This window comes from Flagellimonas hadalis (assembly GCF_007785775.2).
GTDB lineage: Bacteria > Bacteroidota > Bacteroidia > Flavobacteriales > Flavobacteriaceae > Flagellimonas > Flagellimonas hadalis.
In genome coordinates, this window is the sequence record NZ_VNIK02000010.1 from 1 (window position 1) to 16,558 (window position 16,558).

A 16,558-nucleotide genomic window follows, 5' to 3' on the forward strand; every position below is an offset into this window, starting at 1 on the left:
GAACTTGGTGCCGTCCTTGTGCGTGTAGGGCTCCCCTTCTATCTCCCAGCCACCATAGGCGGCATCAAAATCCCCAAAGGGGCGCACTGTGCCCGCTCCCCGTCTGGGTGACTCGTAGGGCCAACGCAACTGGGTCTTCTGCTCTGGGTCCGCCGGGTCAAAAAACGGACCGGCCTCGACCACGGCCACCTTCAGCCCGGCGTCCGCGAGCACCTTGGTCGCCATGCCGCCGCCAGCGCCCGACCCGACAACGATCGCATCGTACAACGTACTGTTCTCCTTTATCTGCATTGTTCCTTTTTTTTATTGTATGTTAATGAGTACCACTGACCATGCCCTGTATGAAGTGCTTGGTCAGTGGACTGTTCAATAATAGCATAGGGAGTTTTCCCTAAACCAATTGTTATGAGTTCTGATTAAATCAATACCCGTTATTGTCTGTTCCCAGACTTGGGTTTCTTTGCAGTTCGGGTCCGGGCAATGGCAAAAGCATATGTTTTTGCTCAATTGATTTCCCTCGCTCCGTAGTATGGCCCACAGCTGTCACGAAAGATATGGAGCCTGGTGCATCTGCCACGGGAAATTGGCCTGTTCGGACAATATCGAACCATGTCCTGAACTCAAATACCAATTCGCGGTGTCTTTCCTTCCATACTTCTTCCACGAAAGCTTCCGTGCCCAATGCAGAAAGACTGGTCTCTATATCAACCAAATCGGTTTCCCAATAAGCCCTGGAACGGACCTGGGCCAAATAGTTCACGGCATCCGCATTTACCCCACTGGACCTTGCGATGGCCTCGGCAGCAATCAATAGTACATCGGCATACCCATAGACCGCAAAATCCTTTCCTGAATTTGCAGTTTCAAAAATGGCCGTGTCATCATGCCATACAAACGGAGCTGGTGCGAAAGTCTGTCCCGTAGGTTCAAAAATAGTGTGGAAATATTGCCTTTCTTGGGCCCTAAGGTCTAGAGCTGGGTCATAAAGGTCTAGAAATCCTTCAGAGGGCAAATAACCTCCATTGGTGATATCATAGAGCACCTCAGAAGCGAGGGCCACGGGATAGGAATACCTTGGATATACCGAGGTACCAATTTCCGGGTCGTATTCCTTGATATAAATATGCTCAACGGCAGATGCATCTGCTTTTCTGATCTTGTTGTAGGCAGAATTTTCAAGGTCAACCACTCCCGGTGACAATTCATCATGCTGAACCAGACCATAGGTCCCATAAGTACCGTTGATGATTTCCTGGGCCAAGGTAGCTGCATCGGCATACCTGTCCGCATTCAAGGGATTGCCGCTCATCGTGAGGTAGACATCGGCCAGCAATGTGGCCACTGCCCCGGCGGTGACACGTTTACCGTTGTCCACCATGTTCGTTGTGGGCAATCCACCCTGTTCAAGGGCTTCGGTCAAATCACTCTCAATGAGTGCATAGACATCTGCCACGGAACTTCTTTCCAAGTAAAGGTTTTCCAAGGATTCATAAGGCTCTGTTGTGAGAGGCACTGGACCGAACCATCTTACCAAATAGTAGTAGGAAAAGGCCCTAAAAAACTTCGCCTCTGCCAACAATTGGTTTTTTGCTGCGTCACCGAGCTCTGGAGTCTCCGGAATATACTTAATGGCGTTGTTCGCCCTTGAGATTCCCAAATACAGGTCTCTCCATCTGTCCTGAAGATACCCCCCTATGTTGTCACCGTTCAGGGTCAACTCTTGGGTATTGCTCACATGCAGTTCCTGCCCCGCATATTCATTGGTAAAATAGCCGGACATATAGCCTCCAAGCATCAGGGGCGTTCCACTGTAGACCCCACCATCCGTCATGCTCGGGGAGCCTGTTCGATACAATGAGTTCACCGCACTGTACGCATGGTCAGGTTCAGAAAAAAATTGGTCACTGTCGAGTTCGCTCAGAGGTTTTTCTTCCAAAAAGTCCGAACAGGAACCCAATAAAATCATTCCGATTAGAAATACTATATATTTAATTCTCATGATGTTTTCTTTTATGTATTAAAATTTGAGGCTGCAACCCAAGGTGAAGGTCCTAGGTTTTGGATACTGGAAGAAAAAGATGTTCTGTCCCCATTGGTTCCCGCCCCAAGAGGTCGATTCTGGGTCGTACCCCTGAAAGTCCTTGGAATGGATCACGAAGGCATTTTCCAAACTGGCATACACCCTTAAGCGATCCATGCCCAACAAATCCAAAAACTGCTGGTTGAAATTATACCCCAAAGAGAAAAGATTTCCCCTGATGTAGGATCCATCGACCACCCATCTGCTGTCCACTTGGCTGTTCTGGCCGGCATAGGCTTGGTTCCTGATTTCCTGTACCATCGTATTTTGGTTGCTCTCGGTCCATCCATCATAGAGTATGGTGGCCAAACCGTTGGCAATTCCCGAACGGTCTTCCGTAGAGTGATAGAATTGTTGCATGATTTCCACCCCGGCCACAAATTGGATATCCGCAGTGAAATCAAAGTTTTTATAACGGAAGGTGTTGATGAAACTACCTGTAACGTCCGGCAAGCCTTTTCCAAGGATTTTCTTGTCGACAGATCGCTTGGCCTCACCGGGTACCGCTCCTACCAAAGCTGCTTCGTCCGCTTCGTCCGTGCCCCATGTGCCCAAACGCTCATACCCCCAAAATGAGCTGAGGGATTCCCCTACCCTAAGGATGGTCTGGCTACCTGACACCCAAAATGGTCCCGGTTCTATGTCTTCATCGTTCTCGCCCAAACTCTCGATCTTGTTCTTATTGTAGTTCATGTTGAAGGACGATTCCCAACCAAAATCTGCGGTGCGGATTATCTCACCGGTAACCATCAATTCAATACCTTTATTGGAAACGGAACCGATATTGTCCCGAACAGAGGTGAATCCCGAAGTATAGGGCACTGGTCTGTCCAACAGAAGGTCTTTGGTCAACTTGTCATAATAGTCAAATTCCAGACTCAACCTATAATCGAACAAAGCCAGGTCAACCCCAATATCAAATTGGCTGGTTTTCTCCCACTCCAGACCAGGGTTGGCCAAGCGGTTCACCGAACTGGAACTGACCCTGGTACCGTTCAAAAGAACCGTTCCAGAGGAAACCGTTGCCAATGAACTGTAAGGGGAAATTTCGGTATTACCCGTAATTCCGTAGCTACCACGCAATTTGAGTCGGTTAACGGCCGTTACCTCTTCCATAAAACCTTCCTCGCTGATGTTCCAACCTGCTCCAATGGAAGGGAAGAATCCATATTTATTGTCCTTTCCAAAGCGTGAAGAACCATCGATACGTCCGGTAAGGGTCAACAAATATTTGTCCTTATAGGTATAACCGGCACGGACAAAATAGGAATTCAATGCCCACTTTTCTGTTGCGGATTCCGGAGCGCTTGGATTACTGGCAGAGCCTATGTTGTTGTAACGGAAAAAGTCGTCACTGAACCCTCTGGCAAAGATGTTGGAGGACTCGTAGTTGCGTTCCTGCCAGCTCAAACCCAGCATGGTATTGATCCTATGGTCCCCAAATTCCTTGTTATAGGTCAAATAATTTTCCTGCTGCCAGTAGGTACTCTTTTCATTGAATATTCTGGCATAACCATCAGGTGCGGAAATGTTCACCAAATCCCTTGGGGAATATTCTTTCTTGTTCCGTATGTTCTTGTCAAAACCAAACTGTGTCCTGAAATCCAGTCCTGGCATAATGTTGAAACTTGCATAGAAGTTTCCAAAAATCTGGTTCCTTTCCCAAAAACGTTCCTGGGTCTCCAAAACATGGACGGGATTGGCCATGGATTCCAAATTGTAGGCATCATCGATCATCTGGCTGTTGCTCCATGTGCCGTCAGGAAATTTCACCGGAAAGATCGGGGGCATTTCTATCATGGTCCTTCTTGGGACCTGCCCTCCGCCACCTTCTTCAAATTCAGTGTCCTTTACATCGTTTACCAAAAGGTTCACCCCTAATTTCAGCCAATCTTTTGGAGTGACATCATAGGCAATCTTCCCACTGATTCTCTCCAGCTTATTGTTCAACATGATCCCTTCGATATGTGAATAGTTCAGGAACACTCCCACCGAAGATTTTTCATTTCCTTGCTGGATGGACAACTGATGGTTGTTGGAATAGGCAGTACGAGTAGCCTCATCTTGCCAATCGGTATCATAAAGTGGGTTCCCTTGGGCATCAAAAAGGTTGGGGTCGTTGGTCGTGAATATGGGTGCTGGATCGCCAGGACGGTATTTTGGCGTATTTTCCATACCTGTCCTTACCACTTCCAACCATTCCTCAGCATTGAGCAGGTCCATTTTTTTACGGATGTGTCCCACGCTCAAAAAGCCATCGTATCCTATGGTCACCTTGCTTTCCTTGGTTCCACGCTTGGTGGTGATCAGAACGACACCATTGGCACCTCTTGCCCCATAGATCGCGGCGGAAGAAGCATCTTTCAACACTTCCATTCGCTCGATATCATTGGGATTGATGAACTGTATCTCATCCATGACCACTCCATCCACCACATACAATGGGTCTGTGGAAGAGTTGATGGTGCCCACACCTCTGATCACGATCCTGGGAGATCCTGTTGGTGATCCTGAGTTCAAAAACACGTTCACACCGGCAATCTTGCCCCGCATTCCTTGCAGTGCATTGCTCACCGGGGCCTTCAAGAGGGTCTCGCTGTCCACCGCGCCGACCGCACCGGTCAGGTCCGATTTCCTTTGCGTACCATACCCTACGACAACCACTTCGTCCAATGCTGCAACATTTTCCCTAAGCACTACATTGATGGACTCTTGGTCCGCCACTTCAATTTCCTGGGTGGTAAAACCGATATAACTGAACATCAGCACATCACCTGAATCGGCCATGATGCTATAATTTCCATCAAAATCGGTGGTTGTTCCCTTGGAAGTGCCCTTGACCAAAATGGACACTCCTGGTATGGGGGTTCCGGCATTATCAGTGACCTTTCCACTTACGGTAAACTGTATGGAAGTCCTGATGAGTTCGTTGATCTTGTCCGGGCTCAACGAAGTGGGCAGCCTGTCCACATGTTTATTGAGCAGACTTTCTATTTTCCTTTTTATTTCCGGATTGTTCTTTGGAAATAAGATGATCTGGTCCCTGACAAAGCTAAAATCGATGTCCGATCCTGAAAACAGTTCTTGCAATACTTCGTCAACCGTTTTATTATCGACCTTGAGTGACTTCTTCGTATATACATCCACAATACTGTTATTGTAGAAAAAGCTGAAGTCGCTCTTGCGCTCTATTTCGTTCAATATCCTTTTTAACCTTACATTATTTACTTCCAACGAAATATTTTGGGCATTTGCTTTTGATGCGAATAACTTAGCAAAAGTAAGCGCCACTAAGATTAAATAGATTTTCATTATCCTAACAATTGGAATCTTTGAAAAAAAATGTTCCTTTTTTTCCATAATTTTGATGAGTTTACGTTGTTTAATTACTATGTGATTAAATAATTTGCTGAAAGGGGAGTGTTGCAGCACTTCCCTTTCTTTTTTTGCTTAGTTCTCCATATACAATGTTATTTGGTTGTCTTTCATTTTATATAGTATGGGCGAGGATACCTCGAATAGGTCCATGATCTGCTCAATACTCAGGTTGTCAAATTCCCCTGTGTATTTATAATCCATTATTTCGGGGGATTCTACGGAAAAGGCAATCCTGTATTTCCTTTTCAGATCCCCGATGACCTGTCGGATAGGAGTCTCATCATAGATGAGTTTGCCTTCGCGCCAAGCCGTGAAATTTTCCGTCTGTACATTGTCCACAATAAGCTTGTCCTCATTTTTCACATAGGTGGCCCTTTGGGATGGGTTCAGCACCACTGTTTTTTTGTCCCTCTCCTCCACCACTTTTACCTTACCGGAAACCAACGTGGTTTCCACATTCAGGTCCTCGGGATAGGACCTTACGTTAAAAACCGTTCCCAGCACTTGGATTTTCATGCCGTTGTCCGTTGACACGACGAACGGTTTTTCTGGATTGTGCGCCACATCGAAGAATGCCTCCCCTTTCAGGCTCACTTCCCTGGACTCCCCGGAGAAGGTTTTGGGATACGAAAGTGTGGTGTTCGCGTTCAAGGTTATTTTGGTGCCGTCCGAAAGTTCAATCGTTCTATTTTCCCCAATTGAAGTAACAGTTTCCATGGTGGCATAAACCGATGTTTCCACATTGCCCGTTGGCCACATCAGCATATAGGCCAAGGAAAGTAGAAGAGCTATACCGGCAGCATACCCAACATATTTGTACCAGCCAGTTTGAATCTTACTTGGCCTTTGCATTTTGTCATCCCCACTTTTTCTCAACAACTTGGCGACATGCTTCGCCTTTAGGATGTGGTAACGTTGTTGTTGCTTGGGGTTCTTGAGCAACCATTTGATCACTTCCTGTTTTTTTTCCGCAGGAAGGCGGTCTTCCACCAATGCAATGATATCCTTCTTGTTCATCGTAATTTAAGAACAGTATTTATTAGCAGGACGTAAAAAAGAGAAGTACCCCCTAGTCGGGTTGGGAATTTTATAGGAAAATAGATGGCAAGTAATCCTTCAGGGTCAACCTAAACTGCGTTAAAGCCCTGGTAATGTGGTTCTCCACTGTCTTTGGGGAAATTTGGAGTTCTTTTGAAATTTCTTGGTGACTGAGACCTTCCATCCGGCTCTTCACGAATACCCTCTTGCATTTTTCAGGTAGCTGTCCTATGGTCGTATTTACCAAATCCTCCAACTCTTCTGCCAAAATGGACGAGGCAACATCGTCGGCCAAAGCTCCATGGTTCAACCAGAACTCTTGCTGCTCCATGGTCATTTCCTTGGAAAGTTGGTTCTTTCGGGTGCGGAGATAATCCAGACAGGCGTTGCGGGTCATACTGTAGACATAGCCCGTAAAATTGGAGTGGATCTTGAGGGTTTTCTTTTTCTCCCAAAGTTTCACCAAAACATCGTGCACAATTTCCTCTGCATCTTCCCGTGAAGGGATATAGCTATTGACGATCACAAAGAGCTTGGGCCGATAAAACCCGTACATCACATTGAAGTCATCCTCATCACCATAATCCGATGCGGTCTTCATTTTGAGGTTATGCGAATATTCTGGGGTCATTTTTGAAAAATGCAAAGAATTGCTCATTGCAATTTACAAATTTCGAATTAAGAACAAATTTTTTATCGATAATTCCTTTTTTCGGACCACAGAATATACTGGGAACCAGTCCAAGAGATCTTCCGATGCAATGAAATAATTTCAGTTACGCATTTATTGTCATATTATTGGGGTGGCTTTGCCGCAATCTTTGTGGTGAGCCATCAACTCAACAAAACAATATAGAATGAAGACCAAGATTCTTTTTTTTGTGGGCAACGTACTGCTGATCGGCTGGACGTTTGCGCAAACACCCACCGAAAAGCAACACAACAACCCTATTTTTGATGGGTGGTATGCCGATCCTGAAGGAATCGTATTTGGGGACACCTATTGGGTGTATCCCACATTTTCCGATGACTATGACAAGCAGCTGCATTTTGATGCCTTTTCGTCCAAGGACCTTGTCCATTGGGAAAAACATGAACGGATTTTGGACACCACCAAGATCAAATGGCTGAGACAGGCCCTGTGGGCGCCTTCCATTATTGAAAAGGATGAGAAATATTACCTGTTCTTCGGGGCCAATGATATTCAACGCCCTGGTCGGGACGGATATGACCCCAACAACGACATCAACCATTTTGGGGGCATTGGGGTGGCCGTGGCCAACAGCCCCAGTGGGCCTTTTGAGGACCTTTTGGGCAAGCCCCTTATTTCTGAATTCCACAACAATGCCCAGCCCATCGATCAATTTGTTTTTGAGGATGAGGGCACTTACTATTTTTTCTACGGGGGCTGGAGCCATTGCAACCTCGGACGGCTCAATGCCGATTTTACTGGTTTCCTGCCTTGGGAGGATGGCAATCTGTTCAAAGAGGTCACACCAGAGGGCTATGTGGAAGGCCCGTTCATGTTCAAACGCAACGGGATCTATTATTTCATGTGGTCCGAAGGTGGATGGACCAATGGGAGTTATAAAGTGGCCTATGCGATGGCGGACAAGCCAACAGGCCCCTACAAGCGTATCGGCACAATCCTGGAATCCAAGGAAGGGGACATTGCCACGGGTGCCGGACACCACTCCGTGATCCGTAAGCCCGGAACGGACGAATGGATCATTGTTTACCACAGAAGGCCCATCCCGAACCTAGACCGCGATCACCGGGTCACTTGTATGGATAAAATGGAGTTCAATACGGATGGCACCATCAAACCCATAAAAATGACCTTTGAGGGGGTGGGCAACCCCTAAAATACGGCCTCAAAATCAGTTGTTCGCCAAGTATAGGTATCCTTGGTATTCCAAATGGAGGTCATGCAATTGGACCAAATAGAAATATACCCCCGATGGAAGGCCACTGCCGCGATTGATGACCACATCACCTTCGGTGGCATACCCGTTGAACTCATCGGTGTAGTTTTCTTTCTCAAAGACCAACATACCATTGCGGTCATAGATGCGCAACTGATTGCGGGGCGATTGTTCGAGTGCATCAATTTTGAGAAAGTCGTTGATGCCATCACCGTTGGGGGTCAACAAATAATTGGGAAGGTCCATCATCTGCTTGGGAACAATGACCGACCCGAAAGTGAGTGCTTCATAGTCATCGGGCACAAAAGAAGTGGAGACGGCCACACCTTGGGATAAATCCCCTACGGCATTTCCCCCCAAACTTTCCCATTGACGGTTGGATTTGCTCCAGCCCACAATGACTATGGCACCAATATCGTCCGTCAATAGGGAAATGAAACTTCGTTCGTCCCATGAAATCTGTACCGAAGAAGGCACTGATCCTTCCAAATGCCAAAACTCTCTATTGCTGATGTGTTGCAAGGCAGCTTCTTTGGCATTGGTGGCCCAATGGGGATCTTCATAAAAATAAGCACAACTTGAAATGCCATTGTTGTTTTCCGAGTCCAAGATCAAAGCCCGTAACCGTTCCCTGTCCCCTACTGGAAAAATGAAGTTTTGTCGGTTTTTTATAGTGACGTAGCCATCCACTTTGCCCATATGGTCGGCACCGGTATAAAAGGCATCCTGTTCAAAGGTAAGGGCCACGGAAGCGTTCGTCCTTGGGGTTCCAATGTCTCCCAAAATGAAATTGGCATTGTTCTCCACTCCCATTCCAATAGCCAAATGAACTCCATTGTTTGTCATTACCTCAATATCGTGGAAGACCGGGGAAAAAAAACCTCTCACCATCATGGTGTTGTTCCCATAAAAGCCAACCAACCCTTGGTTATTTTCCATAACACCGTCATTGACCAAATCTGCATGTAAACCCAATCCACCTTCATCATAGATTCTGAACGAGCCCATATTTCGCAACCCATTCTGACCCATTGCACCAAGAACGGCCAAAAAAGTAAGGAAAAGGGGTATCTTTTTCATGGGTCAACGCAATTTGTTGATGACGAAACTCGACGTGCCGCTGTTGTACATGCGAACCGTGCCCGAATTGGCCTCTCTGTAAGAAATGATGGTGATCACATCGTTGGCATCCAATTCCAAAATATCGCTCAAATGTACGCTGGAGAAGTTGTTGAAATTATCAAAACTGATATGTCCCGTTGCTCCGAAGGACCCGATCGGGGTGCCATTTAAGGCCAGGCGCACATTGACATTGGTATCGAACTCATTGGCATTCAATATACTGTCATCAAAAGCCTCCAAAGTTATGTTTACCCGAATATCATACCTTCCAGCTTCTTTTACAATGAGCGTATTTCCACTGACCTCATACAGATTTGTGCCATCATCCACATAATCATTGGAGCCAAAAATAGGTACCACAGTGGTGGTCACGTTCAAATTTGTGGTGGTATTGGTATTGGTCCACCTGCCCCCAAAATTGACTTTTGATGTATGGAGCACCCCGTTGGGATCAGTCTTCAATAATCGGTCCGTGTTCCCTGCTTCATCCATGGACCGAATTCGGGCATATCCGTTCACATCCAGAGATTGGGTCGGGGACGAGGTTCCAACTCCCAGTCTGCCATTGGTCCCATCCCAAAAAAGTGCATCGTTGTCCTGTGTTGGGACGCCATCGGGACCTGCAAAAAAGATGGAGCCCGGAATACCCGTGAAGGTCAGTTCTCTCCATGAACTGCCACTCCATACCTTTACCCTTTGATGGTCTGCATCCGAAGTATCTAACCAAATATCATTTTGGACAGGGGCCACTGGGGCTGATGTCCCCGTGCTCACTGTGGTGTTCCGTACCAGTACTTTCGTTCCCTTATTGTCAATGACCCTTATCTCTTGGGTATGGGCAATTCTTGGTACTGCCCAAATGAGCATGAAAACCACGATATGTCCAAAGTTCCCTTGTTTGATCACAGTCAAAGATTTGTGCCAAGAACCATCCATGGCCTTAACGAATGGGTACACTAGTACTGGCCATACAGCGAACTGCCCCAGCACCCTAACCTTTTATCTATCTAACGAATTGGACCTCAATGATGTCGCCTGCATATACGGCCCAATCATTGGGAGCTGACCCACCGGGCACCAAGGTCACTGTTGATCCTGCCACGGTATAGTCCACACTTGCTACCAATTTGGCTCCGTTCCTATAGACCCAAACCTGACTGAAGGAAGGCAATGTGGGGCTTCCAGTCAACGCAAAGGCTGTTTGTCCGGCAGTAGCGGTAAAGCTTTCATGGCCACTTTGGATCAAACTGAGGTCGGAGGTCAATAATTTTTTCACGGCCCCGGTCGCCTCGTCCCTTACCAAAATGGTATATCCCGTTCCCGTACCATGGTCCGATCCAGTAGTTGCATCAGTAGAAGGTACTTCCGTAGTGATCAATTCAATGCCATCAAGGCCAAATACGTTGCCATCCACATCGATAAAGGTATCATCCGTCAATGTGCCCCCCAACTGCCAAGTGGTCGTGGTGACATTATTGGTCGTATTGGACAACAATGTAAGACCGTTCTGGGTCTGTAGGTATTTAATGGTCCCACGGTTATCGATAACGCGTACCGCTCCCCCAGTGGTGGTGGTACCGGGGTCAATGTCGGTTGCTTTGGCAACATCGCCAGAGGTCTGCTGCGCACTGGCCACGCCGAAGGAGAGGGTCGCAACGGCTAAAAAGGCCTTCTTTAGAAGTGTTGATCGCTTTGTTGTTTTCATAATTATAGATTTAAAAGTGTTTTTTGTTGTTTTCAATTAGGTTTGTTAAAAAATCTGTACGATACGGATCTCATCGTTCTGAAAACAGGTGACTTTGGGGTCCAATTCGATGGTATTGCCATTGACAATGGTGAAACCGATCTTGACACCATTGCGGTACACATCGATTTTTTCAGCATCTGTGATGACCATGGGTGTTATAAACTGGTTTTGTCCGTTACTGGCCAACGTGATCGATTCTTGCCTTTGCACCAATGATGACTTGAGGGTGCTTCCCAAAACTCCTGTGGAGCCGTCGACAGTGACCAACATATCCGAAGGATCGACATCCACTGATAGCCCCGTAATGGCAAGTGTATGGGTATTGTCCGTTTCTATAAGGGTCGGCTTGGTGAGCGTACCACCAAGCTCAATGTTGTTCGTCGAGGTTTCTGTAAGGCCATTGGTGGCCAGAATCCCATTTCCCTGTATGATCCATTGGCTGCCATTAAAGGTAAACAGGTCCCCTGTGGTCCTATCCACATAAATATCGCCGGGATTGGCATTGGTCACCGTCATGGGAGAGCCATTTCCACTCTTGGGATTGGAGCTCATGGACACAAAGGCCGCTCCGTTCCATACGCTGACCATATCACTGTTTGCATCGATCCATATATCCCCTATCTGGTTGCCGGCAGGGGCCATCACGGAGGTGGTCACGGAAATTCCTGCATTGCAGAGGTTTACCCAAGCCATTCCATTAAATACGAACACACAATTGGCATCGGTGTTATAGACCAATGCTCCATGCAAAGGGGATATGGCGTTCATTTGGGTTTGGGTGACCCTTGTCAACACCAAAGTTCTGGAAGTGCTTTCCAGTTCCAAGAGCGATGCCCCATCTATGGTTTGGAGATTATCACCAATCTTGACCTGTGCCATGCCCAAATGCAGACCCACACCCATCAGACCCATAAAAATGATATAAAATTTCATTCTCCAAAAACGTAAGTAACTGAAATACTGATATTAAAGTAGTATTAATTTGGAGCCAAGCGAGGTATTTGTTGTAAAACAAACAAAAAATGTAGTCAAATACTTACAAAATGTAAATGTATCTTAAAATGTAATGTGGTTTTGATGAAAAAATAATCATGTTAAAAAATCCAATACTAAAATAAAAACACCCTAAGCACATGGATTTCAATACTATAATCATGATATATCTTCCTTCAAATAAAGGAAAGGTGACTTCATGAACTGTCCTTTCCATTTCCCGATCCAACATCAGGCGAATAAAGCATCCCCCAAATAAATTAGATTTAAGAATTACGGATACATTGCCTATCATGGATAGTTTGCCAATGGTTCATCAGCAAGAGAAAAGTCAAGCATTTTTATGGGGTATTCATTGATGTTGAAGTATACTGTTTTCTTTATGACATATTATCAAACTTTATCTGCTTTTATAATATATGTACAAAGACAAGACCTTCATAAAAATATGAAGGTCTTGTATATTTCACAGGGCTGGAATTCCCAAATGTCCGTTTGGACAATCATCTAAAAATGATACCTCACAAACGCTTCCATGGCGGCGTAACTTGCCAAGCCAAGTTGTTGGTACTTTTTGGCAGTGTCCTTGTTCCTATCCTCGGCACGGACCCAGAATTCCCTTAAGTCCTCCCCTTGGAACATGACCCCATCTTTTTGGGTCTGATGGTAAAATATGGCCTTACGCTTACGAAGTACCTGCTCTGGACTCATGGGCACCGCCATTTCTATTTCGTGGATATCCCACTCATGCCATGCCCCCCTGTACAGCCACACCCAACAATCGGTCATGAACGGCTTCTCCCTCAAATCTTTCAGGGACTCAAAAAGAGCTTCCAGACAGACACGATGAGTACCGTGAGGATCTGCCAAATCTCCCGCAGCATAGATCTGGTGGGGTTTTATTTCCTTTATGATATTGTTCATGATCTCAACATCCGCCTCTCCCAATGGATTTTTCTTGATGGTGCCCGTCTCATAGAAGGGCAGGTCCAAAAAGTGGACCTGGCTATCCGGGATGCCAAGAAAACGAGTGGCACCAAGACTTTCCGCCCTTCTGATATTCCCTTTTACCTTTCTGACCAATTCCGAATCATAATCCTCACTTGTCTTCTCCTGGATATCCCTGATCACCTGGGAAAAAAGACCATCTTGATCCATGCTGTTCGCCACTTCCGCAACCTTGATGGCCTCATGGTCCGCCACAGCGATGTTTCCCGAAGTCTGGTAGGCAATATGGACCTCGTGTCCCTGAGCCACCAAACGATCAAAAGTACCTCCCATGGATATCACATCGTCATCTGGGTGCGGACTGAATATGATCACCCGCTTCCTGGCTGGTTTTGCCCGTTCAGGTCGGTTGGTATCGCCCGCATTGGGTTTGCCCCCCGGCCATCCGGTAATGGTATGTTGCAGCCTATTGAAAGTCTTTATGTTAATGTCGTATGAAGACTGTTCGGAACTGAGCAGGTCGGACATACCCGATTCGTTGTAATCCTTGTCCGTTAGCTGGAGTACCGGTTTGTCCTTCTTGGTACTGAGCCACACCACGGCTTTGTGGGTAAGGTCCTCGTTCCAGTCGCAAGTACGCACCAACCAAGGCGTATCTATCCGGGTAAGTTGTGCAGCTGCCTCTTTGTCGAGCACAAAAGTGGTGTTGCCATGCTCTTGCAGATAGGTGGCCGGTACTTCAGAACTTATCTCCCCTTCTATGGTCTCCTTGACCACTTCCGACTTGTTCTGTCCCCACGCCAAGAGTACGATGCGCTTGGCCTTTCGTATTGTGCCTATCCCCATGGTGATGGCCTTTCTGGGTACATTGTCCAACCCTTTGAAGGCCGGCGCGGCATCTACACGGGTAATATGGTCCAAGGTGATGTCCCTAGTGGCAGAATTCAAGTGTGATCCAGGCTCATTGAAACCAATATGGCCCGTCCTGCCAATTCCCAAAAGTTGGAAATCCAATCCTCCTGCTTCCTCTATTTTTCCCTCGTAAGACCTGCAATATTCCTTCACCTCTTCCAATGGCACCATGCCGTCAGGTACATTAACATTTAAAGGGTCTATATCCACATGGTCGAACAAATGTTGGTGCATAAAGTAATGATAGCTCTGTATGTTGTTTCTTTCCATCGGATGGTACTCATCCAAATTGAAGGTCGCCACATTTTTAAAGCTAAGTCCCTCTTCCCTGTGCATGCGCACCAATTCTTCATAAACCTTGATGGGTGAAGAACCTGTGGCAAGCCCCAGTACACACTTTTGTCCACTGGCAGCTCTCTGCCGAATGAGATCCGCTATCTCTTGGGCCACTAGTTGTGATCCCTGCCTGGAATCTTCAAATATGACATTGTGGATTTTTTCAAAACGGGTTTCTTCAAACTGGCCCGCAGGTTGATGCGTTATCGCCTTTGATCTTGTATGTGTTTCCATTTTGCATTCTATATTATAATCTGTCTTTTATTTATTCCAAGTTTCCCTTTATTCTTTTCCACAATAGGAGCAGTATTGTTCCTGTTGCCATGGCCAAAAGGGTCAGGAGTGTCGCCCAGAACCATCTTCCATAGATCCAATATCCAACGGCAAAAAGACTACTGTAGATCATGATGGATCCCACCAACATAGCCAGGATGCCACTTGGAACGCTCCATTTTTTGCCTGTCTCCAGTTCCACACCATCAACACTGGCATCCTCCACAACCTTATTCCATCCAGGTCCGCCAGGCCGTATCTTTTCATAAAAATGATACAATACCCTATTATTCTCCGGTGGTGTGATATAGGTAGCTACCAGCCAAGCCAAAGTGGTCACCAAAACCACTACAATATATTCGGACCAATCCGGCATCATGCCAGTATCCTTTGCGAAGAGATATGTGCCAATAGGAGTAAGTTTCAAGATCAAGGAAAGTGCCCCTGAAACGAACATGGCCGTAATCTCACTCCATGCGTTGATGCGCCACCAAAACCATCTGAGGATAAAGATCAGCCCTGTACCCGCACCAAAGACGAGCAGTATCTCAAAAAGTTGGAGTGCATTTTGTAACAAAAGGGCCAAGAGTGCACTCAGCACCATCAATCCGACCGTGGCCAATCGCCCTACGCGCACCAATTGCTTTTCGGACGCCTTGGGATTGATGCGCTGTTTGTAAAAATCATATACAATGTATGAGGAACCCCAATTGAGCTGGGTGGATATTGTGGACATGTAAGCGGCCACCAAGGATGCCAAAACAAGCCCCAACAGTCCTGTTGGAAGTTTGGTAAGCATGGCCGAATATGCCAAGTCGTGGCCCAGTTTATCATCGGAAACTATAGGAAATGCCCTTTGGAGGCTTTCCAGGTCGGGAAAGACCACCAATGAGGCCAAGGCAACTAAAATCCAGGGCCAGGGACGAACGGCATAGTGCATGATATTGAAAAAGAAGGTGGCCCCAATGGCATGTTTCTCATTCTTTGCCGAAAGCATGCGCTGGGCGATATATCCTCCGCCCCCCGGCTCGGCCCCAGGATACCATGAACTCCACCACTGTACGGCCAAAGGGATGATCAGAAGTGGGATCAATGATCCCATATCGTTGACATCCGGCACTATTTCCAGCTTATCCTTGACTTTTTCGTGTGAAAACAGGGCATCCAACCCTCCCACTTCGGGAAGGTTGACGAGATAATACGCGGCCCCGACCGCCCCGGCCATCGCTACGAAGAACAGTACAAAATCTGTATAGACCACTCCCTTGAACCCTCCCACAGCACTGAAGGTCACCGTGATCAGTCCTGCTGAGACCACTGTTTGCCATGGTTCCAGACCTAACATGATACCTCCTATCTTAATGGCTGCCAAGGTAACGGCAGACATGGTGATGACATTGAAGATGACCCCAAGATAAACGGCCCTGAAGCCCCTCAAAAATCGGGCGGGTTTCCCTCCATATCTCAGTTCATAAAACTCAAGGTCAGTATTTACATTGGATCTTCTCCATAGTCCGGCATAGATGAAAACCGTCAAAAGTCCCGTCAAAAGAAATGCCCACCAGACCCAGTTCCCGGATACACCATTGGTCCTTACAATATCTGTTACCAGATTTGGCGTATCGGTGGAAAAGGTGGTGGCCACCATGGACATGCCCAACAACCACCAGGGCATGGACCGTCCCGATAGAAAATATTCGGCGCTGCTCCTACCGGAACTCTTGGACACGTAAAGACCTATGCCCAAGGTTATGGCGAAAAAACTAAAAATGATGATGTAATCCCAAAAGTCCAATGCTACCATAG

The 16,558-nt window shown here is 46.7% G+C and carries 12 protein-coding genes; 1 reads left to right on the forward strand and 11 read right to left on the reverse strand.

Going from position 1 to position 16,558, the window contains the following annotated elements:
- The 5 genes from FOT42_RS13640 to FOT42_RS13660 form a co-directional block, all read right to left on the reverse strand.
- Positions 1–291, reverse strand: a 291-nt coding sequence (locus FOT42_RS13640) for an FAD-binding protein (protein ID WP_151891093.1), incomplete at its 3' end; no start/stop codon positions are given.
- Positions 292–421: 130 nt separating this feature from the next.
- Positions 422–1,999, reverse strand: coding sequence for a RagB/SusD family nutrient uptake outer membrane protein (locus FOT42_RS13645; RefSeq protein ID WP_151891094.1), 1,578 nt, complete (start codon positions 1,997–1,999; stop codon positions 422–424).
- An 18-nt stretch (positions 2,000–2,017) separates the two neighbouring features.
- Positions 2,018–5,392: a TonB-dependent receptor gene (locus FOT42_RS13650; protein ID WP_226789899.1), complete on the reverse strand. Its 3,375-nt coding sequence runs from the start codon at positions 5,390–5,392 to the stop codon at positions 2,018–2,020.
- A gap of 138 nt (positions 5,393–5,530) precedes the next feature.
- A complete protein-coding gene (locus tag FOT42_RS13655) occupies positions 5,531–6,475 on the reverse strand; it encodes a FecR family protein (protein ID WP_151891096.1) in 945 nt (314 codons plus the stop codon).
- 70 nt (positions 6,476–6,545) lie between these two features.
- Positions 6,546–7,154: an RNA polymerase sigma-70 factor gene (locus FOT42_RS13660; RefSeq protein WP_151891097.1), complete on the reverse strand. Its 609-nt coding sequence runs from the start codon at positions 7,152–7,154 to the stop codon at positions 6,546–6,548.
- 199 nt (positions 7,155–7,353) lie between these two features.
- Here FOT42_RS13660 and FOT42_RS13665 point away from each other — a divergent pair, with 199 nt between their 5' ends.
- Positions 7,354–8,361: a glycoside hydrolase family 43 protein gene (locus FOT42_RS13665; RefSeq protein WP_151891098.1), complete on the forward strand. Its 1,008-nt coding sequence runs from the start codon at positions 7,354–7,356 to the stop codon at positions 8,359–8,361.
- Positions 8,362–8,376: 15 nt separating this feature from the next.
- On the opposite strand, the gene FOT42_RS13670 is transcribed toward FOT42_RS13665, so the two are convergent.
- The 6 genes from FOT42_RS13670 to FOT42_RS13695 form a co-directional block, all read right to left on the reverse strand.
- On the reverse strand, positions 8,377–9,501 hold the full coding sequence (locus tag FOT42_RS13670) for a gliding motility-associated C-terminal domain-containing protein (protein WP_151891099.1): 1,125 nt from the start codon (positions 9,499–9,501) through the stop codon (positions 8,377–8,379).
- A gap of 3 nt (positions 9,502–9,504) precedes the next feature.
- A complete protein-coding gene (locus FOT42_RS13675) occupies positions 9,505–10,449 on the reverse strand; it encodes a hypothetical protein (protein WP_151891100.1) in 945 nt (314 codons plus the stop codon).
- A 97-nt stretch (positions 10,450–10,546) separates the two neighbouring features.
- The gene (locus tag FOT42_RS13680) at positions 10,547–11,248 is read right to left on the reverse strand and encodes a hypothetical protein (protein WP_151891101.1); all 702 of its coding nucleotides are present in this window, start codon (positions 11,246–11,248) and stop codon (positions 10,547–10,549) included.
- Between the two features lie 45 nt (positions 11,249–11,293).
- Positions 11,294–12,223, reverse strand: a complete 930-nt coding sequence (locus FOT42_RS13685; protein WP_151891102.1) for a hypothetical protein — start codon at positions 12,221–12,223, stop codon at positions 11,294–11,296.
- A gap of 567 nt (positions 12,224–12,790) precedes the next feature.
- Complete coding sequence (gene nagB / locus FOT42_RS13690) at positions 12,791–14,713, reverse strand: glucosamine-6-phosphate deaminase (RefSeq protein ID WP_151891103.1); 1,923 nt, start codon at positions 14,711–14,713, stop codon at positions 12,791–12,793.
- Positions 14,714–14,744: 31 nt separating this feature from the next.
- Positions 14,745–16,556, reverse strand: coding sequence for a sodium:solute symporter family protein (locus FOT42_RS13695; protein WP_151891104.1), 1,812 nt, complete (start codon positions 16,554–16,556; stop codon positions 14,745–14,747).
- Positions 16,557–16,558 lie beyond the last annotated feature (2 nt).

Bases quoted from the DNA above. Each gene is read 5' to 3' on its own strand.
- FOT42_RS13645 (WP_151891094.1), bottom strand. From the start codon at position 1,999: ATGAGAATTAAATATATAGTATTTCTAATCGGAATGATTTTATTGGGT.
- FOT42_RS13650 (WP_226789899.1), bottom strand. From the start codon at position 5,392: ATGAAAATCTATTTAATCTTAGTGGCGCTTACTTTTGCTAAGTTATTC.
- FOT42_RS13655 (WP_151891096.1), bottom strand. From the start codon at position 6,475: ATGAACAAGAAGGATATCATTGCATTGGTGGAAGACCGCCTTCCTGCG.
- FOT42_RS13660 (WP_151891097.1), bottom strand. From the start codon at position 7,154: ATGAGCAATTCTTTGCATTTTTCAAAAATGACCCCAGAATATTCGCAT.
- FOT42_RS13665 (WP_151891098.1), top strand. From the start codon at position 7,354: ATGAAGACCAAGATTCTTTTTTTTGTGGGCAACGTACTGCTGATCGGC.
- FOT42_RS13670 (WP_151891099.1), bottom strand. From the start codon at position 9,501: ATGAAAAAGATACCCCTTTTCCTTACTTTTTTGGCCGTTCTTGGTGCA.
- FOT42_RS13680 (WP_151891101.1), bottom strand. From the start codon at position 11,248: ATGAAAACAACAAAGCGATCAACACTTCTAAAGAAGGCCTTTTTAGCC.
- FOT42_RS13685 (WP_151891102.1), bottom strand. From the start codon at position 12,223: ATGAAATTTTATATCATTTTTATGGGTCTGATGGGTGTGGGTCTGCAT.
- nagB (WP_151891103.1), bottom strand. From the start codon at position 14,713: ATGGAAACACATACAAGATCAAAGGCGATAACGCATCAACCTGCGGGC.
- FOT42_RS13695 (WP_151891104.1), bottom strand. From the start codon at position 16,556: ATGGTAGCATTGGACTTTTGGGATTACATCATCATTTTTAGTTTTTTC.